This is a genomic window from Vibrio sp. Vb0667 (assembly GCF_033391095.1).
Genome location: NZ_JAWPOL010000001.1, coordinates 584032 through 610069 on the forward strand (window position 1 = coordinate 584032; position 26038 = coordinate 610069).

Genomic DNA, 26038 nt, shown 5'->3' on the forward strand with positions numbered 1-26038 from the left:
ATTTCATATAATTATTCGATATCTACGCGTCAGCACATGTGTCACATTTCTGTGACTACGAGTAAGTTTTACTTATGTTGCTTGGTAGTAGGGTATTTATCGATTGTTTAATGATTCAATACTTAGTTTAATCGTATAAAGGTGTGCAGTATGCCGCACTAAATTAATAAGAAATTATCTAAAAAGGTTAATGGGAAACGTAAGCCATTAGCGGAGGTCAGATGAGTACGCACACGGTACCGCAGAGCGCGATTGTAAATGCTGTCAAAGGTGAAGTTTTGGTTTTGGGCCTGGATGGAAACGTTAAGGTCATAAAAGCGGGGGATGAGTTAAGACCTGGCGAGATTATTATCACAGAAAATAATGCTTCTCTCGACGTACAGATAAATAATGAGCTTTATCTGGTCGATGCAAATTGTGTTGCTTGTCTTCCTGTGCCTTCTTCTGAACCGTTAGAACCAGTATTGGTACAATCTCCAGTTAATGGCTTAGTGACTTTTGACCCAACGGCTATTGGAAGTGCTGACTTCGACGCCAACGATATTGCCGCTATCCAGCAAGCTATTTTAGACGGAGCTGACCCTACCGCTATCTTAGAAGCAACAGCTGCTGGCGCAGGTGCTGAAGGCTCGGCTAATGCTGGCTACGTGACGGTTGAATATAATAACCCGGAAGTACTCGCTTCTACTTTTTTTGAAACGTCTGCGACTCGCAGCGGAGAAGATGATCGCGACGAAGATGACGGTTTGAATGTCACCATTTTTGCTGACGGTGGTCAGTCTTTCTCTTCTCAAGTAACAGAAGGCTCAATTTCTCTATCAAGCTACCCGCAAACCATTTCGTCTAGTGTGCTGGTTGAAGCAGGGGATCTCGCACTTGATACCGCTTCATTTGTACCCGAAACGTCTTCTTTAGAGTCTTTGTTAAGTGAGCTTAACAGTGATATTACCTCTGGTGGTCAGCCAGTGGCGTTCGTTTATGACGAAGCGCAAAATGCCATTATCGGTACTCAAGAAGGTAACGAAGTGCTTCGTATCGAGATCGAAGCGACATCTTTAGGCCGTGATTTAGAGTTAGAGGTCGTTACCACGATTAGCCAGGGTATTGACCATGTTGCGTCTGTTGCTGATGGCCAAGTATCGATCGTCGGTGATCAAATCAATATTGCTTTTGATATTACAGGCGCAGATATTGGTGGTAACAGCATTCAAGCGCCTATTGACTTTACGACAACCGTTATTGATGGCGATGATCCTGCGCCGCAAAACGTTACTTTTGAAAACGTTGAGTCTTCTTCTACACCAATTACTGGCACCTTTGTTGATATTGGTAGTGATCAATTGGCAACGGTCACGTTTAATCAAGAAGGACTTAGTCAGTTCGATGGCCTACTGAGTGATAATCAGGCAACAGAAGCGGTGCTCTCTGAAGACGGCAGTACTATAACCCTGTCCATTGCGGGCTCGAATGAAACCGTCTTAACCATCAGTTTGAATACTGATGGTACCTACCAATTTGAGCAATTTAAGCCGTTAGAACAAACAAACGGTGAAGATACGATTGAGCTCTCTTTGCCAACCACAATCGTCGATTTCGACCAAGATACGGCAAGCAACACCTTTACGATGACCATCCTCGATGGCGATAATCCAGTGATTGAGAACGTGACGGGATTATCTTTGGACGAGGCGGGGGTTGACCAAGGTTCACAGGAAGGCGCGGCAGTAACAAGTGGCTCTGGGTCGATCACGACAGCGGTCGGAAGTGACATCATTGATCACTATGAGTTGGAACCTACAGAATTTAATGTTGGTGGAGAACTACAATCTCAAGGGCAGGTTGTTCAACTGGAACTTGCGTCCGAGAGTAACGGCGTGCGTACTTACGAAGGCTTCATCGAGCTGGATGGCGTACGTATTACCGTATTTGATGTGGCGATTGATGCGCCTACATTGGGCGAATACCAATTCAACTTGTATGAACAACTTGACCATACGGGTGCTAACGATGACTCGCTTACTTTCTCACTGCCAGTTTACGCAGTAGATGCGGATGGTGATCGCTCCTCGATTACCGACGGTTCGAACATACCAGAAGCGGCGCAAATTGTCATTCAAGTTCAAGATGACGTTCCTACGATTGATGGCGTTGATGCACTCGCCGTCGATGAAGATGATTTATCAAGCATCGGCTCCGATCAAAGCGACTCTGTGCTCGCGCAAGGTAACTTCACGACGACTCAGGGCTCAGACCGTGTCGTAAGTTATCAATTAGAGATCGGCACTGATCCACTCAATGGGTTGGAATCACAGGGGCGATCTATCTCTCTGACGGAAACAACCAATTCAGATGGCAGCTTTACCTATTCTGCAACGGCAGAAGGGGACGCTATCTTCACCTTACAAGTGAACCCTGACGGTTCTTATTCATTTACCCTTGAAGGTCCAATCGATCATGCTGCGGGTAGCGATAGCTTAACTCTAGACTTCACTATTGTCGCAACGGACTTTGACGGTGACACCAGTTCACTTGTTCTACCGGTTACCATTACTGATGATGTGCCAACCATTAACGACGTTGTTGCTCTTACCGTCGATGAAGATGACTTAAGTTCGGTAGGCTCTGACCAATCACAGCCAACGCTGGTTGAAGGTCAGTTCACGACGACTCAGGGTTCTGATGGCGTCGTACAGTATCAGTTGGATGTAAACGCTGATCCTTTAAATGGCCTGCAATCTCAAGGTCAAACCGTCTCCATTGCCGAAACGCAAAATGCAGACGGCAGCTATACCTACAGCGCAACGGCAAATGGCAGTGCAGTTTTCACATTAATTTTGAATACCGACGGCTCGTACAGTTTTGAGCTGCAAGGTCCAATTGACCATGCGGCAAATAGCGACAGCTTAACCCTTGATTTTAGCGTTATTGCTACAGACTTCGATGGTGACACAAGCCAAATCGTATTGCCTGTTACCATCGTGGATGATAAGCCAACTATTACCGATGTTGATGCGATTACTGTTGATGAAGATGATTTAGGCACGATTGGTTCGGACCAGACTGACCCGATTTCTATTGATGGTAGCTTCACCACCACACAAGGCTCTGACCGAGTGGTAAGTTATCAGCTTGATGCTTCTGCAACACCAGTTGACGGCCTTACATCACAAGGCGTGGCAGTTACGCTGACTGAAACCGCAAACGCTGATGGCAGCTTTACTTACGAGGCGACAGCGGGTAGTGAAGCGGTCTTTACGCTGACGGTGAATACTGATGGTAGCTATAACTTCACGCTTGAAGGTCCAATCGACCACGCGGTAGATAGCGATGAGCTGACACTCAACTTCCCAATCATCGCAACAGACTTTGATGGCGACACCACAAATGCCATTATCCCAGTGACAATCGTGGACGATAAGCCTGTGATTACCGACGTCGACACCATTACGGTTGATGAAGATGATCTAGCGTCAATTGGCTCAGACCAAAGCAATCCAATTTCTATTGATGGCAACTTTACTACCACACAAGGCTCTGACCGAGTGGTGAGCTACCAACTCGATGCTTCAGCAACACCAGTGGACGGTTTAACATCGCAAGGCGTGGCTGTCACACTGATAGAAACCGCAAATGGTGATGGTAGTTTCACTTATGAAGCGACTGCGGGTGGCAACCCAGTATTTACTCTGACAGTAGATACTGATGGCTCTTACAACTTCACGCTAGAAGGGCCAATTGATCACGCGGTGGATAGTGATGAGCTGACACTCAACTTCCCAATTATCGCAACCGACTTCGATGGCGACACCGTTACTGAAACCATTCCAGTCACGATTGTTGATGATGTACCGACCATCACAGCGGTGGATGCGTTGAGTGTCGATGAAGATGACCTTAGCGGCGTGGGCTCAGACCAAACTGACGCTGTGTTCGTTGAAGGCGCGTTTACCACTATTCAAGGCTCTGACCGAGTGGTGAGCTATCAACTGGATTCAACGGCTGATCCTGTTGCGGGGCTAACGTCTCAAGGTGAGGCGATTACCTTGGTGGAAACCGCCAACGGTGATGGCAGCTTTACTTATGTGGCGACCGCAGACGGCAATCCGGTATTCACGTTAAACGTAGCAACAGATGGCACTTACGATTTTACGCTGCAAGGCCCGATTGACCATGCAGCTAACAGTGACAGCCTGACGATTGATTTCCCAATTATTGCCACCGATTTTGATGGTGATACGACTTCGGCAACCATTCCAGTCACGATTACGGATGATGCACCAATCATCGATAATGTTTTGCCTCTGGCTGTAGACGAAGATGATTTATCAGGTATTGGCTCAGACCAAACTGACGCTGTGTTTGTTGAAGGCGCGTTCACCACTACCCAAGGTTCAGACCGTGTGGTGAGCTACCAACTTGATTCAACTTCTGATCCTGTTTCGGGGCTAACCTCCCAAGGTGAGCCAGTTACTCTGGTAGAGACTGCGAATGCTGATGGCAGCTTTACTTACGTGGCTACCGCGGATGGCAATCCGGTTTTCACCATGAACGTGAATGCTGATGGCACATACAATTTCCGTCTGGAAGGGCCGGTCGATCACGCGTTAAACAGCGATGAATTAGTACTGAACTTCCCAATCATTGCAACAGACTTTGACGGCGATACGACGACCGCGACCATTCCCGTCACGATTACTGATGACGTTCCAACTATCGACAACGTTGTTCCACTCACGGTGGACGAAGATGATCTCGCCTCAATTGGCTCAGACCAAAACGATGATGCGTTTATGTCGGGTTCTTTCACCACAACTGAAGGCTCAGACAGCGTTGTTAAATACCAGCTTGATGCAACAGCAGATCCAGTATCTGGGTTGACCTCTCATGGTGAGCCTGTCGTGCTTGCTGAAACTGCTAACGGCGACGGTAGTTTTACTTACACAGCCACGGCAGATGGCAATGCCGTATTTGAATTGATTGTGAAGCCAGATGGCAGCTACAACTTTACACTGCAAGGTCCACTAGACCATGCGGTGAATAGCGACAGTCTGCAAATCGACTTCCCGATTATCGCAACAGACTTTGATGGCGACACCTCATCGGAGACGTTACCTGTCACTATCGTTGATGATAAACCAACCATCACTGACGTAGACGCAATCCGTGTGGATGAAGATGACCTAGCGACGATTGGCTCTGACGGCTCAGATCCAATTTCAATCGATGGCAACTTCACTACAACGCAAGGTTCTGATGGGGTAGTAAGCTACCAATTAGATACTGCTGCAACGCCAGTTGATGGCCTAACATCGCAAGGTGTGGCAGTGACGCTGACGGAAACTGCAAACGGCGACGGTAGCTACACTTATGAAGCGACAGCAGGAACTGAAGCCGTATTTACGCTGACCGTGAATACGGATGGTTCATACAACTTCACGCTTCAGGGGCCAATTGACCATGCGACAGACAGTGATGAGCTGACACTGAACTTCCCAATCATCGCGACGGATTTTGATGGTGATACCACCACAGAAACGATCCCAGTCACCATCGTGGATGATAAGCCGACCATTACCGATGTCGATGCGATTACCGTTGATGAAGATGATTTAGGCACGATTGGCTCAGATCAAACTGACCCGATTTCAATCGATGGCAACTTCACCACCACACAAGGCTCGGACCGAGTGGTGAGCTATCAGCTTGATGCTTCTGCAACACCAGTTGACGGCCTTACATCACAAGGCGTGGCCGTCACGCTGACTGAAACCGCAAACGGTGATGGCAGCTTTACTTACGAGGCGACAGCGGGTACTGAAGCGGTCTTTACGCTGACAGTGAATACTGATGGTAGCTATAACTTCACGCTTGAAGGTCCAATCGACCACGCAGTAGATAGTGATGAGTTGATACTGAACTTCCCAATCATCGCGACCGACTTTGATGGCGACACCACAAATGCCACTATCCCAGTGACGATCGTAGACGATAAGCCAGTTATTACTGACGTGGATTCCATTACGGTTGATGAAGATGATCTAGCGTCAATTGGCTCAGACCAAAGCAACCCGATTTCTATTGATGGTAACTTCACCACCACGCAAGGTTCAGACCGAGTGGTGAGCTACCAACTCGATGGCACATCAACACCAGTTGACGGTTTAACCTCGCAAGGTGTGGCTGTCACGCTAACAGAAACTGCAAATGGTGATGGCAGTTTTACCTACGAAGCAACAGCGGGCTCTGAAGCGGTCTTTACGCTGACTGTGAATACTGATGGCTCTTATAACTTCACGCTAGAAGGGCCGATTGATCACGCGGTTGATAGTGACGAGTTGACACTAAACTTCCCAATTATCGCAACCGACTTTGATGGCGACACTGTCACTGAAACCATTCCAGTCACGATTGTTGATGATGTACCGACCATCACAGCGGTGGATGCGTTAAGTGTCGATGAAGACGACCTTAGCGGTGTGGGTTCCGACCCTGGCGGCGATCTGTTCGTTGAAGGCGCGTTTACGACCACTCAAGGCTCTGACCGAGTGGTGAGCTATCAACTGGATTCAACGGCTGATCCTGTTGCGGGGCTAACGTCTCAAGGTGAGGCGATTACCTTGGTGGAAACCGCCAACGGTGATGGCAGCTTTACTTATGTGGCGACCGCAGACGGCAATCCGGTATTCACGTTAAACGTAGCAACAGATGGCACTTACGATTTTACGCTGCAAGGCCCGATTGACCATGCAGCTAACAGTGACAGCCTGACGATTGATTTCCCAATTATTGCCACCGATTTTGATGGTGATACGACTTCGGCAACCATTCCAGTCACGATCACGGATGATGCACCAATCATAGATAATGTTGTGCCTCTTGCAGTAGACGAAGATGATTTATCAGGTATTGGCTCAGACCAAACTGACGCTGTTTATGTTGAAGGCGCGTTCACGACCACTCAAGGTTCAGACCGTGTGGTGAGCTACCAACTTGATTCAACGGCTGATCCTGTTTCAGGTTTAACTTCTCAAGGTGAGCCTGTTACTTTGGTAGAGACTGCGAATGCCGATGGCAGCTTCACTTACGTGGCTACCGCGGATGGCAATCCGGTTTTCACCATGAATGTGAATGCAGACGGCACATACAACTTCCGTCTAGAAGGGCCAATCGATCACGCGTTAAACAACGATGAGCTAGTACTGAACTTCCCAATCATTGCAACAGACTTTGATGGCGATACGACGACCGCGACCATTCCAGTTACGATTACTGATGACGTTCCAACCATTGACAACGTTGTTCCACTCACGGTGGACGAAGATGATCTCGCTTCAATTGGCTCAGACCAAAACGATGATGCGTTTATGTCGGGGTCTTTCAGCACAACTGAAGGCTCGGACAGCGTTGTTAAATACCAGCTTGATGCAACAGCAGATCCAGTAGCAGGGTTAACCTCTCATGGTGAGCCTGTCGTACTTGCTGAGACAACAAATGGTGATGGCAGCTTTACTTACACTGCCACAGCAGATGGCAATGCCGTATTTGAACTGGTGGTGAAGCCAGATGGCAGCTACACCTTTACTCTGCAGGGCCCACTAGACCATGCGGTGAATAGCGACAGTCTGCAAATCGACTTCCCGATTATCGCAACAGACTTTGATGGCGACACCTCATCGAAGACGTTACCTGTCACCATCGTTGATGATAAACCAACCATCACTGACGTAGACGCAATCCGCGTGGATGAAGATGACTTAGCGACGATTGGCTCCGACGGCTCAGATCCAATTTCAATCGATGGCAACTTCACTACAACGCAAGGCTCTGATGGGGTAGTAAGCTACCAATTGGATGCTGCTGCAACGCCTGTTGACGGTCTAACATCACAAGGTGTGGCCGTCACGCTGACTGAAACCGCAAACGGCGACGGTAGCTACACTTATGAAGCGACAGCAGGAACTGAAGCCGTATTTACGCTAACAGTAAACACGGATGGCTCATACAACTTCACGCTGCAAGGGCCAATCGACCATGCGGTAGACAGTGATGAGCTGACGCTGAACTTCCCAATCATCGCAACGGATTTTGATGGTGATACCACCACAGAAACGATCCCAGTCACCATCGTGGATGATAAACCGACCATTACTGATGTCGATGCGATTACCGTTGATGAAGATGACTTAAGTACGATTGGCTCAGACCAAACTGACCCGATTTCAATCGATGGTAACTTTACCACCACACAAGGCTCGGACCGAGTGGTGAGCTATCAGCTCGATGCTTCTGCAACACCTGTAGCTGGACTCACATCACAAGGCGTGGCAGTCACACTGACGGAAACCGCAAACGGCGATGGTAGCTTTACTTACCAAGCGGCAGCGGGGACTGAAGCGGTCTTTACGCTGACAGTGAATACCGATGGCTCTTATAACTTCACGCTAGAAGGTCCAATCGACCACGCGGTAGATAGTGACGAGCTGACACTGAACTTCCCAATCATCGCAACCGACTTTGATGGCGACACGTCTGCTGAGACAATTCCTGTCAAGATCGTTGATGACAAACCGACACTTGGTGGCATCGAAGCAACAAGTGTGCAAACGGTTGACGAGGACGATATCCCAACAGTCGGATCTGATGGTACGCAGTCGAACAGCATTGCAGGTAACTTCATCGCGACTGATGGCTCTGATGGCATTGTGGAGTACAGCGTTTCTGACCTAACCACGCCAGTACAAGGCCTGACCTCTGGTGGTCAATCTCTGGTTATGGTTGAAGTATCAAACGCAGGTGGCGTTTCAGTTTACGAAGCTCGTATTGATGGCACGACGACACCAGTATTCCGTGTGACTCTCGATGCTTCTGATGATAGCTACACTTTCGATTTGCTTGCTCCTCTCGATCATCCAAATGCTGATGGCCAAAATGAACTGGTCATCAATTTACCGATAAACGCGACTGACTTTGATGGAGACGTGTCGAACAACATCACCTTACCAATTACGGTTGTGGATGATGTTCCGACCATTGACGGTTTACTAGCAGGCAGCGAACAAACCGTTGATGAAGATGACCTACCAGCAGGTACGGATGCTGCAAGTGCAGAAGATACTGTTATTTCAGGTACTTTTGATATCACCGAAGGTGCTGACCAAGTTGCTTCTATTCAGCTGAGTGACCTGACCACGCCTGTTGCGTCACTGACTTCAGATGGTGAAGCTATCACCTTAGTTCTGTCTTCTAGCGCAAACGGCGTGAACGTATACCAAGGTGTCGCAGGCAATCCTGCTGAAGTGGTGTTCGAACTGACGTTGGATGCAACGAACAACACCTACGAGTTCGATTTACAGAAGCCGCTTGATCATCCCGATGGTAATCAGCAAAACGAGATTGTTATTAACCTCCCTGTGACGGCGACAGATAATGATGGTGATACTTCACCAGCCTTCACATTGCCAATTACCGTTGTGGACGATGTTCCAGTTGTTACCAATATTGAAAGTCTACGTGTCGACGAAGATGACTTACCTCTTGGTTCTGATGGAACGAAAGAGCCATTAACGGTATCAGGTGAGTTCGAAGTCACTAGCGCAGATGGTATTGATGCTTTCGAATTGGATCTAAGCTCAAATCCTATCCCGAATCTGAAATCGGGTGGAGAAGAGGTAACACTTTCTCAAGACGTTGGCGCTTCAACTGCTGACGCGCTTGTTTACGTGGGACAAACACCGGGTGGAGTGACGGTCTTCACGTTGACACTTCATCAAGATGGTAAATACGACTTTGAGTTATCTGGTCAGTTAGATCACGCGGTTAACTCTGATGAGATTTTGTTGAATCTACCTGTGAAGATCACGGATGGCGACAACGATACCATCACTGCGACCTTGCCAGTGACGATCGTAGATGACAAACCAACCATTGATGCTATTAGCTCTGGTAGTACCTTGTCTGTGGATGAGGATGATATTCCAAGCCAAGGTTCGGACGACACGCCAGAATCCAATATCATTGGTGGCAACTTTGACGTTACTGATGGTGCCGACTCTATCGTTAGCTTCCAGTTGGATAGTTTAACATCGCCTGTTTCTGGCCTTACCTCAGGTGGTCAACCGCTTGAGTTGGTTGAGTTTTCAAATTCAAACGGTGTGATTGAGTACCGAGCTTATGTACAAGGTACGACGGACACCGTCTTTAAACTGACGCTAAATGGTTCAGCAGACAGTTATGAATTTGAACTGTTGGGTGCACTTGATCATCCTGCGGGTAACGATGAAAACTCGTTGGTCATTAACTTCCCAGTCAACGCGACTGATTTTGATGGCGATGTGTCCAATAACATCACCTTGCCGATCACCGTGGTGGACGATGTCCCAGCTATTGTGAAAGTGACAGACTCTAGCCAACAAACCGTTGATGAAGATGATCTTTCCGGTGGCTCTGACACGACAAGTAGTGATTCAACGGTATTGAACGGCGGATTTGAGGTCGTTGCTGGTGCAGACAAGATTGTCAGCTACCAAGTTTCAGACCTCGATGCAGTCGTGTCTGGTTTAACGTCGAACGGCAGCAGCATCGAGTTGAATCTAGTAAGCACGAATGGTGGAGTAACCAGTTACGAAGCGGTTATTACTGGCACATCAACTAAGATCTTCACGCTGTCTCTTGATGCGAATAATGACAGCTACCAATTTGAGCTGTTGGGACCAATCGACCATGACGCTGTTCAAGGTGAAAACAACCTTGTCATTGATATTCCAATTACAGTAACAGACTTTGATGGTGACACGTCATCATCACTGAATCTTCCAATTACCGTAGTTGATGACATTCCCGAAATTAAATCAGCAGATGCTTTGGCTGTTGATGAGGATGACCTTGCCAACGGCTCTCAGGCAACCAACAAAGACAGCCTAGAAGCAACGGGCAATTTCGATACGGTGGAAGGGGCAGATACCGTTGTCTCTTATCAGCTGGATCTTACTTCTAACCCGATACCAGGAGTAACTTCAGGTGGTTTTGCGGTGACGTTAGTTCAAACCGCGGTAAGCAACAACAACTTTACTTATCAAGGTCAAACACCTGATGGTAACTCAGTGTTCACACTAGTTTTGAACGCTGACGGCTCTTACAAGTTTACGCTTGAGGGTGCGCTAGATCACTCAACTCAAGGCGAAGATACACTCATACTTGATCTCCCAGTCTTTGCGACCGATGTCGATGGTGATACGGCAGGTATTAACTTACCAGTGACGATTACCGATGATGTTCCAACCTTGCACGATGCATCTATTTCGCGTGTTGAGGGGCAAGGCAGCCGCACGGTTCGTTTATTCCGAGACCCTGTAGAGGGGGATGATGACCTTGGTGCTGACGGCGCACAAGTGACTTCATTCTCGGCTGATGATTCAGGCATTTACTTTAAGCAAAATGGTGTTGATTCTGATTCTGTCGATTTGAACGGCAGCGACCAAGTCGTATTTGTTCACAAGGTTCTTGACGGAGTGGATACTGAAATCGGTCGTTTGGTTGTTCGAACCGATGGCAGTGTGTCATTCCGTCCGAATGACGACCTTGACCATACCGAAACCGACTCGATTGATTTCACCATCAACGTTGTTGCAACCGATGGTGATGGCGATATCGCAGATGCCGATGTGGATATCTCGATAAGAGACCGCAATGCGCAAATTGACACGTCTACCGTTACTGCGTTCGAAGACCAAGGGCGTGATGGTGTCGTTGTGGGCGTTGACTCTGCAAATACTCAGGACAACTTGTCGACGCTGGATGTTAGCCCTGCGAAAGTCGACTTGGTTATCAATTTACACGATATCGACCGTAACGAGAGCTTAGGTGACATCACTATTCGAGATGCTGATACTCACAACGGTACGTTCTACTACAGAGACGGCAGTGGCAACTACATTGAATTAACATCTGTGGGCAATACGGTTGTTCTCGACGCATCAAATGTTGAGCAGTCATTCAATGGTGAGCTTGTCTCGTTAGATAACTTGTACTTCGTACCAGATCGTCATACATCAACCGATGCTTCTGGTATCGATCCTCGTATCCGCGTGGAAATTCTTAACAATGGTACGCCAGATCATACGATTAATGGTCGTTTATACATTGAAGTTGCTGCCGTAGCAGATATTGCAACGTGGACGGCAAGCAGCGAATTTAACTACTCGGTTGATGAAGATGGAAACAATGTCGCACTTAACATCACGGCTGAAACCCAAGACACTAGTAACCCAGAAGGCATTGTGTACGAGCTTGTCTTTACACAAGGAGAAGGTAACGCAGAGTTAGTCTATTCAGATGGTAGTGCGATACCAAAATCCGGTGGTGTTTATCTGGTGGATGCAAGCCGAATTGATGAAGTTCAAGTTGATCCGATAGATAACTTCTCGGGCGAAATCAGAATTGATGTCACCGCTATTACGACGGAAAACAACAATCCACTGCTTGGGAAAGATACCGCTCGCTCAGAAACCGAAACCATCATTATTGATGTAAACCCAGTTGCGGATAAAGGTAGTTTTACTGTAAACCGAATTAATGTGTTTGAGGATAATGCTCGAACTCAAAATACGGTAGACCCTGTCACTGATCACGATCCACTCCAATTAAGTGAAGTGATCACCATGAAACCATCAGCGGACTTAGATGGTTCTGAAGCGTTATTTGTGCGCATTTCTAACTTCTCAATTGATGGGGTTACTTTGGTGTGGCTGGACTCAGCAAACCCAAGTCAGATAGTAGAAGTGACCGATTCAGGCGGCAATGTACTTTATTACGAAGTGCCAGAGTCTGAATTAGCGAACGTCGAAGTTCTTCCTCCGTTGCACAGCAATGATGACTTTACTTTCAATGTCGAAGGCATTGTGAAAGACACAGCATCATTGTCTACCGGTACGACAGAAGATGTGTTGTCACTGGGCAGTAAGACCGTCATCGTTGGTGTAAAAGGTGTTGCTGACATACCAGACACGGTATTAATTGACGCGGGGAACGTTTGGAACCGATTCGTAGACGGAGATGTGGCCGGAATAGAGACGACTATTGAAGAGAATGGTGTTGTAAACCTCAACTTCTCGGTTGTATCTGGTGAAGTTGCCGATAGACCACAGGATGATTCAGAAGCCATTACTGTTATCCTGTCCAACATCCCCGACGGTGTTCGTGTCGTAGATTCAGACGGTTCAAGCGTTGACCTCACCTTTGTTGGCTATGATGGTAACGGTCAACCGATTTACGAAGCAAACATCACTGGGCTGAATTTTAATTCCGGTATTCAAATTATTCCAGAAGCCTCTTCAACCGGAAACATTGCGATTACAGGGACGATCATTGTTACCGAGAATGATGGTCATAGTCGTGTGATTGAAAGAGAGGTAAGGATCAAGGTCGAACCCGTTATTGATGCTCAAGATAACTACGTTGTTCGATCGGAGGGAGATGAAGATACGCGCTTTGACATCGATTGGAAACCGACGCTCGTACAAAGCCCTGATACCGATGAATTCTTTAGTGATGTAACCATCTCTGGATTTCCTCCAGGCAGCACGGTCTATGTAGATGGTGTGGCACAAGCGCTTGTTTCTGGAACACTAACGCTTTCACCGCAAGCCGGTGAATCAGAGCAAGATTTTTCCGCTAAAATCTCTCAAAGTGGCTATGTTCAAGTCCAGTTGGAGCAGGATTCAAGTACTGACTTTGACTTGACCACGACCGTCACTGTGAAAGAGATTGACCATGAATATGTTGACGCTTCGAATCCCGGTGAAGGTATCGCTGAGAAAACCATCAATGGTACGGTGAATGTCCAAGTTAATCCAATCGTTGAGCCAGAGGATAATACGGGGGCAATAGATGACCAAACCCGTCTGCTTGTCACTGAAAGTGGTGGTGGTGCTACCGATATCGTGAAGTCAGATGATCAAGGTAACATTGACTTTACGATCAACACTTCTATGGGGGGCGAATCTGGCGCTCATATCATTAAATACCAAGAGTTTGATGCGTCTTCAGATGAAGTGGTGACTCAACTTGTTGTTCAATTTCACAATGTGGACCCTGAGATCCTCAACCAATTGGTTATCGTCGGTGCACTAAATGAAGGTGGAGGTCGTTGGACAGTAACTAATGAAGACAACTTCTCAATTAAAGCGCCGTCTGGACTTGATTTAACACCAAACGATGACAGCGACGATGGCGATAACGGTGGTCTCTCTCAAATTGGCTTAACCATTTACGCAGAAGTGAATGATTTGGGCGAAGATTTGGGCAACGAAAAAGATGCGACGGTCGTGCGTCAAACGGATGTGACACTAGAGTTTCCAACCGTCCTCACACCGAAAATGAGTGTAGCGGCAGAGATTCAGGTGGCTGATGATGTTCAAATTCAAGCGTTGGAAGACAATTCTATTAACCTTGGTGCTCAGTTGACGTCGAAAGTCGATGCGATTAATGCAGATGGTGTGGAGGATGTCTTGACTATTATCGTCGACCCGACAGCTCCTGGCATTCCTCCTGGTTTGGTGATCACGGGGACGGATGTTGATTTTGTCAATGGTAAATACGTGTTCCAAGCCCATATCGATGCGAGTGGAAATATTACTGGCCTTGATGGCTTGACGATGCACTTGGCAGAAGATTACGCAGGTGATTTCGAATTACCAATTCGGTTTGTCACTAAAGACACTGAGTCCGGTGATGAAAAAGAAAATAATGTCCAGTTTCCAGTTCAGGTTTTACCGGTTGCAGACGTTCCGAGTTCAGCCGGGGATCAGCCGTTGGATAGCGATGTCACACCGAATGTAAAAGTAGATATCGTCGGTACTTTCGGCTTGGATGCAAACAAACAACCTGTGACTGATCTAAATAACGACGTTCCCACGGCGGATGGTGTTGGTTACGAAGATGGCTTAATCCAACTTAACTTGAGTGTTGATTTTGCCGATCAATTTAACAACACTCAAGGTGGTCGAGAAACACTAACGAACATCAAGTTAGAGCTTGATGACACAACATTAGGTGAGTTTGTTGATGCCAATGGTAACAGCTTAGGAACCAGTATTGAGTTTAATGAAGCTGAGATTTTAGCTGGTGCGCTTGACAATGTTCTGTTTAAGCCAAAAGAAAATTACCCCGTAGGTGGTGGCCAAAATACCGTCAAGATTAATATCGAGGGAGAAATTACTGATGAAGCTGTGTTTGATCAGTCTATCTTGAATAACTCTGGCGATAATATAGATGTGAGAACCTTCACTGACGATGTCACATTTGAAGTTACGCCAGTCGTTGATGACATTACCATTACAGGTGCCGATCCGACGCAGCCAATCACGGTGATTGGTGACGAAGATACTTTAATTTCGCTGAATCAATCGGGCTCTGGTGTTTCGATCAGCCTGAACGATAATGACGGTTCTGAGAGTTTCGTTTCACTCAAGTTAACGGGGCTTCCTGATGACTTTATCGTTAAATCCAATTCCTCTGATTATGTTGTTAAGAACAACGGTGGGGGCGAATGGAGTATTCAACTAAAAGATCTCACTCAGACGTCCATTGACCTGAGTGACATCCAAATTAAACCGCCAAAACACTTTAGTGGCGAGGCTGAGATAGGTATTACGGTCTTCATTCAAGAGGAGTTGCTACAAGTTCCAACGGAACGAAACAACAACTTTACGCTTATTGTCAATCCTATTGGTGATGATGTTGATGTGAACCCCGACACTTCGGCTGCAGGTAATGAGGGCGAAGACATTGTTATTAATGTAAATGCGTTAGTGGTTGATAACAAAGAGTCCATCGGAGATGGTGCAAACTACCAGGAAAATGATCCAGAGACGCTGAGAGTTGAGGTCTCCAATGTCCCTGATGGGGCGAGTGTTTCATTACCTGATGGGACAGTGTTTACTGACCAAGGCGGCGGCATTTTTGTCTTAGAAATCAATGCTCAAGACTTGGATCAAGTGGTGTTTAATTCTGGGGATCGCAACGATAACTCATGGGATGGTTCGCTGCATTTCAAAGTGCAAGCCGTTGATACTGGGCTCGATGGCAGTCAAAGCTTGGGCTCCGCAGAGGAGTTTGATGTCACTGTTGATGTTGAAGCAGTGAACGATCGTCCAGAGTTCGTCAATACCGTGGATGTGGAAACACCAGAAGATACGCCAATGCTGCTTGATGGTTTCAGCATTACCGATATTGATGCCGTACTCGATGATCCGAATGCTGAATATGTACTCAATGTGAACGTCGACAGCGGTATCTTGGAGCTTAATCCAACGCTCATCGCTACTTACAACCTAACCGTGAGCGGTGATGGTACGGACTCCGTTGAACTGAAAGGTACAGTGGCCGATCTAAACAATGCCATTGCAGACGGTCTGATTGAGTTTAATCCAGACCTGAACTTCTTTGGTGACGTTCAGGTGGACGTGACAGTCGATGACCAAGGTAATGAAGGTATCGTAATTGGTGGGGTAGATGACACCCTAAATACCAACAGCAGCAGCTTCAAAATTGAAGTGACAGCGGTGAATGATACCCCAGAAACTACGCCAGTGACGCTACCGGATATTGAAGAAGATAGTGGTGTGTTCTCCATCTCTGAAGCGGATCTTATTGCGAATGCGACAGACGTAGAGAACGATAATCTCACGGTTAGCAATGTTCAGTTAACGGATCCGAATTCGGGCAGCATTATTTTCAACAGTGGCACGGGAGAGTGGGAATTTACCCCTGCACCAGATTACAACGGTCCAGTTGAAATCACGTACACCATTACAGATGATGGCACGACAAATGGTGCATCCGATCCTAAATCGGTTAACGGCAGCGCATCGTTCAACGTAACGGAAGTCAATGATGCTCCAACGACGTCTGAAGTGACACTTTCTGATATCGCAGAAGACAGTACGGCGGTTGATATTACCCAAGCTGATTTGTTGGCGAATGCGTCTGATATTGAAAACGACACCTTGATGGTGAGCAATGTCCAGTTGGTTGACCCAAGCAGCGGCACATTGGATTTCGACAACGTAACAGGTACATGGTCATTTACTCCTGCGCCTGGCTACAACGGCAAGGTCGATCTGACCTACGACATTACCGACAACGGTACAACGAACGGTGTTTCAGATCCTCAAACGGTGTCAGGAACGGCGACCTTCGAAGTCACTGAGGTGAACGATGCACCGGTAACATCAGAGGTAACGTTGAGTAGTACCGAAGAAGATGGTGGTTCGGTAACTATTACGGCTACTGAGTTGCTGAGCAACGCAAGTGATCCTGAGTCAGACAACTTGACCGTCGATAATGTTGCGTTAGTGGACCCAACTTCCGGCACGTTGACTCAAGTGAGTGCGACAGAGTGGACGTTTGAACCCGCAGCAGATTTCTTTGGTGACGTTAATTTCACTTATGAAATCACAGATGACGGAACAACTAACGGCGCTCCAGACCCAATTACAATCGCGGGCACAGCAGTGTTGAATGTTGAAGCGACCAATGACGCACCTGAAATCACTGCAACGTCGGTAACGGATACGATCAACGAAGCCGATGGCCAGAAAATAACGGGTATTAGTGTAAGTGACATCGACTTCACTGGTGCGCAGGCGAATGAAATCATGACGGTGACTCTTACAGTTACCGAGGGCGACCTTCGTGTCGAGCCGCCAGCAGGTAGTGGTGTGACTGTTGGGGCGGGGATGGCTGGTGAAATAACCCTAATGGGCACACCAGATAATATTAACTCCGTTCTTGGAGCAACAGACGCTTCTGAGGGTGTATTTGTGGATGCAGGAGATGTCAACGCAGCTTCAATCACTTTATCGGTGAAAGTCGAAGACAACGGTGTGTACTTCGAAAATGCATCGGGTTCCGCATTGGAGGCGAATCAAGACTTCACTATCAATGTGACACCTGTAGCTGATGCACCTACATTGAATATCAATCCTCAGTTTAATTACATTCGTCAAATTACGGCTAGCCAAACCGCGAGCAGTCAAGGTTTAGCGATTGTCGGAATCATGGCGGCGCTTACTGATATTGACGAGGTGCTGTCTTTGGAGCTAACGGGCGTACCAGCTAGTGCTGAGGTAACAAGTGGCGTTTCTCCATCAGGCATTAGCTTCGATGGTACCACTTGGACAGTACCAAGCGATGAAATTGATACGCTAGAAATTGTCGCAACAGATACTAACAGTGGTATTGATGTCGGTTCTTACGATATTTCGCTTACGGCGATATCAACGGAATCTAATGGCGATGAAGCGCAGTCTTCACCTGTCCAAATTAGTTTGGATGTGAGTAGTGATAGCGACGATATTGACCAGTCAACCGCAGTGGACGACAGCTATTTAGTCGGCGGAGACACAGGTACCAACTTGATTGGTGGAGACGGTGACGACGTTATTCTGGGTGGTGATGGTGATGACGTGCTTATCGGTGGCTTAGGCTCAGATATCTTAACGGGTGGAGACGGCAGCGATATCTTCAAGTGGACGGTAGATTCCGTTGATGAAGGGGCAGTGGATACCATTACTGACTTCACTGTTAACGAAGACAGTATCGATTTACGTGAAGTTATCTCTGATCTCAATAACTCAATGATCGACATGGATGATCTGCTTGGTCACATTTCAGCAGACTACGATGCATCGACGGAAAGTGTTTCTCTGAACATTACTACGGATGCAAATGTTCAGCAGACTATTGTCGTGGAAAACTTAGGTACTTCAATCGACTTCAACGGTCTCAGCTCCAACGAGATTGTAGAGTCATTGCTGAACAACGGTGTTATTGATAACGGATAAACCTGTATACAACACAAAAATGGGCGGCTCTGATAAGCCGCCCATTTTTTCGGGAAAGCTTGATTTTAAACAGGAGATATTTGAATCGAAATAGAAATAAAGAGCGAAGCAAAGGGGTTATCTTGTTACGACGTTATAGTGATAGTTGGAAATTAAAATAGCGATAATTTGACGTTAAATCGCCTAAACGTGGATGTCTAGCAAGCTGCCAATGATTTCATTGTTTTTCTCTATGACAGACGCGCCAACTCGGTTATAACCAGCGGCTTGTGCGAGGTTGATGAGAGATTCAACTTTTTGAGAGGGAAGGCTAGGTGTTGAGGCTGTTATTGCGATATCCGCAACCGCAGCTAAATCGATGTTGTGATCAGAAAGCTCTTCTTTTACCTTACTTACATTATTGCTAATGCCATGTGCAGCTTTCTCGGCCATTTGTTGTGACATCTGAACGATGTGGTGTCCAGATTGAATTCCCGATACAGGCATATCACTACTCCCAACATTATGATAGTGAGAGCATAGGTGGAGTTTATAAAACGTTCAAGTGTTTTATATCAATGACTTGATTAGGCAAACAGTTTGGCAAGCATTTCTCTTTCTTCACCAGATAGAACCGGTTTTTGCGCTTTATTTAGTTTCACGCTGATCTCACCTTGTAATGACTTTAACTGACTTGCCGTTAAATCACTGAGCTTTTGCTTAAGTTCATTAAATTGTTGTGCGTTCATCTCAATACCTTCGTCATGATTCGGTTTATCCGTCGTTGCCCGAAATTCTTCATCCTTTGGATACAACATATTTATTCAACCAAAATAGATTAGAATTTGATCGATTGCTTTTTGTCCGAATATTGTCAAGGTGTGTTAAGTGATACGTCAGATTTTTCCTAAGAAGGTACATAATTACCCACTTTGGGGTAGATGGAAACGTAAAAAGAAAAAGGGAAGCGATATAGCGCTTCCCTCTTACATATGGTTTGAATGTTACTAACTTACCCTGACGGTAAACTTACTAGCAAGTGAATGAAGCTCTGGGAGCATGCGATAGATAAGATGAAGTTGCTGCAATACCATGCGGGCAGAGCTGTCGTCTTCATCGCGCCATTCGTTTAAGCGTTGCTCGAGTCCAGCATCATCAATATTAGATAGGTCACACTCCTCACAATGCTGGTGAAGCTGTTTATGAAGTACATCCAGATGCTGATGAATACAACGGTGAGCATCTAAAACGAGTTTATGAATTGACTCATCTTCGATGCGAGTTCTGTGCGCGCCTAATGCAGAAATATAGTTCAACATTGCGTGATTTAACGTTAGGAAGCGAAAACTTTCATCAACAGCTGCGCGATATTTGCCAGGCTCCGCCAGCATCGTACTAATCGCAGAAGATAGTGAGGCATCATTATTGTGGGCCTGGCGGCGAGCGATACGGTAACTCAAATTGTCTTTCTTGCCGATTCTATACTGACCAATGATCTGATCGAGATACTGCTTGTTCGCCTCTATCGCATCCGACATAACTTTGTGAAGCCTTCTCGACTGCCAGTCGGGCAAAATAACTAATACTGCTCCTACTGCAAGCACACACCCGATGAGGGTATCTGCTAGTCGAGGAAGGACAACTGCGTAACCTTCACCTAGTTGATTAAATAAGAAGAGGACGAGCAGTGTAATAAAACCAGTCGCGTACCCATAGTTGTTCATCCGGAAGGCGAAAAACATCACACCAGAGATAACGATAAATACTAACTGGCTTTCTTGAGAAGGGAAAAAAGTCAGCAATGGTACACCAATCAACAAACCAGCTAATGTACCTATTACTCTTGCCGTCAATTTTTGGCGAGTGGCACTGTAGTTCGGTTGGCATACGAATAAAGTGGTTAAGAGTATCCAGTAACCTCGGTCGATGTTGAATATTTGAATGATTCCATAGCCAATCGTTAAGGCAATTGACATACGTAATGCATGCCGAAACAGCATCGAATCTTTGTGTAAATTTGCTGATATACGCTGCCACATCGCCTTTAGCGTGTGTGGGTTGGTATCGGCGAGGGTATCTTCTTCGAGGCCTTCAACATCTGGGTTGTTAATGTTATTAAGTTGTTTTTCTACCGTCGCTAAGTTGTTGAATAAATATGTTAACTGCATCAGCAGACGTTTCCAGTGCCCTTGCTTTTGTTCTTCTAGATAAGCAAGAGAGTTCTGTACTTCAGCTAATGCCAGAATCGATTGATCGGTATGGGAGTATTCATTTCCTAGCTGAATGGCTAGTGCAATATCACGACACGCTTGGGCTTGAGACTCCAAAAGATATTTAAAACGAAACAGCACATCAGAACGTTCAAATTCGGTCGCTAAATCCTGATAGCGATAATGGCTAGAACTGACTCGTTCGTGAATGTCTTGAGCGATGAAATAAATATTTAAAAATCGGTCACTAGGCCCATCAATGTGACCCCGTTTCGATCGGTTAAGTAATGTGGTTTTACAAGCGTTTAGTGCCGTAACCGTGGCAGCATTGCATTTTGCAGCTTCAATCCGTAGCGGTTGTGGCGTCAAGTTGGTCACAGGATGAAAAAGCTTGGCTTTCGCATCAAGATAATTCGCCATTTGGAAGAACACATTGGCTAGGCTTTGTTGCACCGGTTGAAGGGGCCAAAATATCTGCCAAATCATGGACATGAAGTAATACCAGGCGGCACCGGTTAACAGCAGTAGTGGCTGAAACCAAATGTTGGTGCTTTCATGTGCGCCAAGCATAGTATAAATAGCGATTAGCAACGAACCAAAAGCAATACTCGCGTACTTAGGACCTATCGCCCCAAGAATGATGAAGCCGAAGGTTGAGACAAATAATCCCAACGCAAAAGCCCAAGGGGTATCGAACAAGATTTCAATTGAAAAAGCAGCAAGCGCAAAACAGAGAAAGGTGAGAATCAGAGCCTTGATGCGTCCAGTGAAACTGTCATCACTTTCAGCCAAAGCAGCAGCAATAACGCCTAATATTAATGGCGTTATCAGCGTGTTTTGCTCGAAGTACCAAGTTGGGATAACCACACCCAGTAAGGTAATAAGGATAAGAACGCTGTAATTTATGGTCTTGTTTGCCCAATATAGCCGAAATTTAGAAGTTGCTTGCACAATGCGCCTTATGTTTCCGATGAAGAACAGGGGGAATACTACCAGACCCACTATAGCGCGTTTATGATTTACTTTAAGAAAAATTCGTGGTTGCTGATAAAATCAGCAGGGATGTCATTGACTTATATTAAAACTGCCAGGTCATGTATTGAGGATTGTAAAGCCAGCTTCAAATAACCTCAGCTTTAGGTTATTAAATCGACAGTAATGTGAATTTTATTAAAGAATAGAAGAAGAAGCTTACTTAGGTGCTCGCCGTTGCTACAATTTAGCGCCTTAAAATGATATAAATCGACAACTTCTAAACTAAAAGGCGCACGTTTCATGCAGCTTACTGCCACTAACAAAGCACAGTTTTTTATTCAAAATGAGTACCATCACGTCGAAATAAAAGAGAACAGTGTTTTATTAAGCTCGATAGGCAGTGAAGAACATATTCCTTTTACGATCTGGAATGGCAAAGTTAGCGTAAAGCGTGGGTTATTATGGAGCTCTTTACAGTTTTTTGCTCATGAACACGAAGGCAAACAACAAAGCTGGCTAGTCCAAGGTTTACCGTGGCCACAATGCCGAAAGTTCGCGCTTGAGGCCGTTCGTCAATATCAAGAGTGGCACAACACTCAGTGCCGAAAACTGGCTGAGTATCTACCTAAGTGGGAAGAAGAGCTTTACAAACTAAAGCACTTGCCTGCTTACTTATCGCATTCTCAAGTGGTCTCCTGGGTTGAAAGTCTTAACCAAGAGTTAAGCGAGATGAAAACCACCCTAGAAGAAGCCAAAATGCGAATGCCGAATCGTATGTCGCAAATAGAGCCTTGGCTCATTGATACCTCTGAGGCGCTTGGTGAGCGTAATCGCGATTGGCTAGAAGCAGAACGTCCAAATTGGGAAGTGCTGTTTAATCAAATTGAATCCTCTCCTTTGAATTTATCCCAGCAATATGCGGTATTACTCAACGACGACCACAACTTAGTTCTTGCTGGTGCCGGCTCGGGCAAAACCAGCGTTTTAACCGCACGAGTTGCCTATTTGTTGCAAAGCCATCAAGCTCAAGCAGAAGAGCTTCTCATGTTAGCGTTCGGTCGTGATGCGGCGACTGAAATGAAAGAACGCTTAGTAGATAAAGTGGGCATGGCGGCAGACGGTGTGCGCGTAAACACATTCCATCAGTTGGGTTTGTATATTCTTAAACAAGTCGAAGAGCAACCTGTCGAAATTAGTCCTTTAGCGTTGGACGAAAATCAACGAACAGCATGGTGTGTAGACTGGTTGAAAAAACATTGGATGACACCCACCAACTTTAAACGTTGGCAAAAACATTTAGACAAATGGCCGATTGCGTACCTAAAAGGGGATGATGAGTTAGGAAGCCATTCAGAAAATCCAAAACTGATCGCTTGGCTAGATTCGCAGCTGTCTCATTTAGCGTCGGTAGGGTTGACCAAAAAGCAAGTACAAGAAAAGCTCGTAAACCACCAAGACTATACGCGTTTAAATAGTGAACTCGCCTTATGCTGGCCATGTTTTACAGCGTGGCAGAAAATGCTTAAAGAAAGCAACCAAGTGGATTTCCCAACCATGATCAGTCGTGCGACAGATTATGTGAATAAAGGGAAGTTTGTCTCGCCATGGCGCTTTATTATGGTCGATGAGTATCAAGATATCTCTCCAGATCGTCTGGCATTGATTGAAGCACTGTGTGAATCCACTCAGAAACAAGCAGGTGCCACGTTATTTGCTGTTGGCGACGATTGGCAAGCGATCTATCAGTTTGCAGGAGCGGATGTCGATCTTATCACTGGCTTTAAAGAACGCTTTGCTCACTCTACCGTTCATCACTTAGATACAACTTATCGTTTCAACAATCAGATTGGTGATGTAGCGAATACATTCGTGCAGCAAAACCCATCGCAGTTGCCGAAAACACTAAACAGCCACAAACAACGCAAGCAGAAGAGCGTACATACCGCGCCGAGCAATCAAGTGGAAAAGATCTTGGATCACTTGAATCAACAAGCCAAGCAAACCAAGTCAGTTTTATTGCTAGGACGTAACCATTATCATAAGCCCGATTTGTTCGACGATTGGTTGCGACGTTTCCCTAATCTCGATATTCGCTTTATGACTTGCCATGCGAGTAAAGGACGCGAAGCTGACTTTGTGATTATTCTTTCTGTGGATGAGGGGCAATTCCCCGCTAAGAAGAAGCAAATTCACATTGATGGTGCGTTGACGGAGTCCAAAGACAAATTCCCTTACGCAGAAGAGCGCAGGCTATTTTACGTGGCGATTACACGTGCGAAAGAGAAGGTTTGGATCACGCATACTGGCGCGGGATCTGCATTCGTTCAAGAGCTCGTTAATGGTGACTATCCCATCGTGACTTCCCGTTAAATGCAACGTTTAGAATGTTAAAAACAGCAAGGGCGATACTTGGTATCGCCCTTGCTTTATTTGGTTGGCATCAAAGCTTACATGCGCTCAGCAAGATAGGCTTCGTAATCTGGTACTTCGATGTCTACTTCTTGCTCAAGAAGAGGGGAGTTAAACAGGAACTTAGCGGTGGCTCGGTTCGTTGCTACAGGAATATTCCAAACACTAGCAATACGAAGAAGCGCTTTAACATCTGGGTCGTGAGGTACGGCATTCAGTGGATCCCAAAAGAAAACGAGAACGTCGATTTTGCCTTCTGAAATGAGAGCGCCTAGTTGTTGATCACCGCCCATCGGACCACTGATCATGCTCTTGATCGCAAGTCCAGTTTCTTTACTCAGCATGTGTCCTGTCGTGCCAGTTGCGTAAAGGAAGTGACTCTGTAGCTTTTCTTTGTTTTCTTTTACCCAGCGAAGTAGCTCAGGTTTGCAGTTGTCGTGAGCAACCAAAGCCACATGTTTATGGGTTGGCATGGTACGAATGGTTTTTTGCATCAAGATGTTTCCGTTTGTATGATTTTAAAATTGTTGTGACTCAATAGAACACGTTTTTGGTCTTTCAATCAACAGCCTTAACACGGAATGTCGGCCTATATTCTGACGGAGATAACGATTCTTCGATCGTGTCGTCATGAAGCGTCTTCGGAGTCAGTGGTTTGATGGTTGGTGAGGCATGTTTGTCATAAGCTTCACCTCTTAAGTAATGCGTTGCTTGCATCACGGAAAGCCGACCTTGCTGCACCATTTTATCTGTTGGTGCGAAGAGTACTTTGTTACGTAACAGGCCTCGATATACACCATGACTTAAGTACACAGAAACTAAACCGATCTCCTCAGCTTTGCCGGCACTGCGCAGCTCACTGATGGCCGCTTCAATCGCCACTGCACTGCCAACAATGTAATCTATATTTCCCATATCGATCACACGTTGAACTAGGTTACGTTGTAACTCCTTGTCGTTGTCTGCCCAAAATGAGTCAACAATGTTGATATCACTTCCTTGTATCGCTTCATAAAATCCGGCAGTAACGGGTTTCGTACCACCACGAGTTCGCGGCCCCAAAAGTAAGGCAATGTTGGTTTTTCCTGACCCCTTTGGATGGCGAGCTGCCAAATATTGACCCGCTTCGTATCCCATCCAATGCCAGTCAACACCAACAGTCCCTTTTAGCAACTCACTTTGTTCTTCATCCAAGTCGAGTTGGTTCACAGTAGCAAAAACGGGAGTATTCCCCACCCAATTTTTAAGTGAATGCTCGTAAGCCTGTGGGTCCACGGTCCCAAGGATAACTGCATCTGCTCCCCATTGGTTACACAGTGCGAGTTGTTGTTCTTGACGGGTTTTGTTTGGGTAGCCGCCCGCTTCAAGGACTCGTAGCTCGACACCTTTTCTTTTCGCTTCGGACACCATTCCATAGTTTACTGACAACCAGTATGAATCCTTTAGGTGAGGGTATATTGCACATATTTTCTCTGCGGCAACCGCTGGCAAAGAAGCAACTAGGGTTAAAGTGGCTGCAGAATGTTTGAAAAATGTGCGAAATGCGTGTTGATTTTTAACCATGAAATGAAGTTCGTTGGCATAGATTAAGTAAACACTGCAAAATATAACGTAATATGTCGC

General features: G+C 46.1%; 7 protein-coding genes. 2 read left to right on the forward strand and 5 right to left on the reverse strand.

The genetic code is table 11. The features are described 5' to 3' along the window. Positions 1–221 precede the first annotated feature (221 nt). On the forward strand, positions 222–18842 hold the full coding sequence (locus R8269_RS02570) for a retention module-containing protein (RefSeq protein ID WP_318222441.1): 18621 nt from the start codon (positions 222–224) through the stop codon (positions 18840–18842). Between the two features lie 183 nt (positions 18843–19025). Here the strand turns inward: R8269_RS02570 and R8269_RS02575 are convergent, their stop codons facing one another. From R8269_RS02575 to yccS, 3 genes are all read right to left on the reverse strand, one after another. Continuing rightward, complete coding sequence (locus tag R8269_RS02575) at positions 19026–19328, reverse strand: hypothetical protein (protein ID WP_017821544.1); 303 nt, start codon at positions 19326–19328, stop codon at positions 19026–19028. 80 nt (positions 19329–19408) lie between these two features. Next, positions 19409–19639, reverse strand: coding sequence for a hypothetical protein (locus tag R8269_RS02580; protein WP_005376575.1), 231 nt, complete (start codon positions 19637–19639; stop codon positions 19409–19411). 189 nt (positions 19640–19828) lie between these two features. Further along, positions 19829–21982, reverse strand: a complete 2154-nt coding sequence (gene yccS / locus R8269_RS02585) for a YccS family putative transporter (RefSeq protein WP_318222442.1) — start codon at positions 21980–21982, stop codon at positions 19829–19831. Between the two features lie 324 nt (positions 21983–22306). Here yccS and helD point away from each other — a divergent pair, with 324 nt between their 5' ends. Then, positions 22307–24376: a DNA helicase IV gene (helD, locus tag R8269_RS02590; RefSeq protein WP_064354723.1), complete on the forward strand. Its 2070-nt coding sequence runs from the start codon at positions 22307–22309 to the stop codon at positions 24374–24376. 77 nt (positions 24377–24453) lie between these two features. Here helD and R8269_RS02595 read toward each other — a convergent pair whose 3' ends face one another. Both R8269_RS02595 and torT read right to left on the reverse strand, forming a co-directional pair. Next, positions 24454–24909, reverse strand: coding sequence for a methylglyoxal synthase (locus R8269_RS02595; RefSeq protein WP_005376571.1), 456 nt, complete (start codon positions 24907–24909; stop codon positions 24454–24456). A 64-nt stretch (positions 24910–24973) separates the two neighbouring features. After that, complete coding sequence (gene torT / locus R8269_RS02600; RefSeq protein WP_258477222.1) at positions 24974–26023, reverse strand: TMAO reductase system periplasmic protein TorT; 1050 nt, start codon at positions 26021–26023, stop codon at positions 24974–24976. Positions 26024–26038 lie beyond the last annotated feature (15 nt).

Excerpts from the sequence above, each read along its gene's own strand:
- R8269_RS02570 (WP_318222441.1), top strand. The coding sequence starts at position 222 with ATGAGTACGCACACGGTACCGCAGAGCGCGATTGTAAATGCTGTCAAA.
- R8269_RS02575 (WP_017821544.1), bottom strand. The coding sequence starts at position 19,328 with ATGCCTGTATCGGGAATTCAATCTGGACACCACATCGTTCAGATGTCA.
- R8269_RS02580 (WP_005376575.1), bottom strand. The coding sequence starts at position 19,639 with ATGTTGTATCCAAAGGATGAAGAATTTCGGGCAACGACGGATAAACCG.
- helD (WP_064354723.1), top strand. The coding sequence starts at position 22,307 with ATGCAGCTTACTGCCACTAACAAAGCACAGTTTTTTATTCAAAATGAG.
- R8269_RS02595 (WP_005376571.1), bottom strand. The coding sequence starts at position 24,909 with ATGCAAAAAACCATTCGTACCATGCCAACCCATAAACATGTGGCTTTG.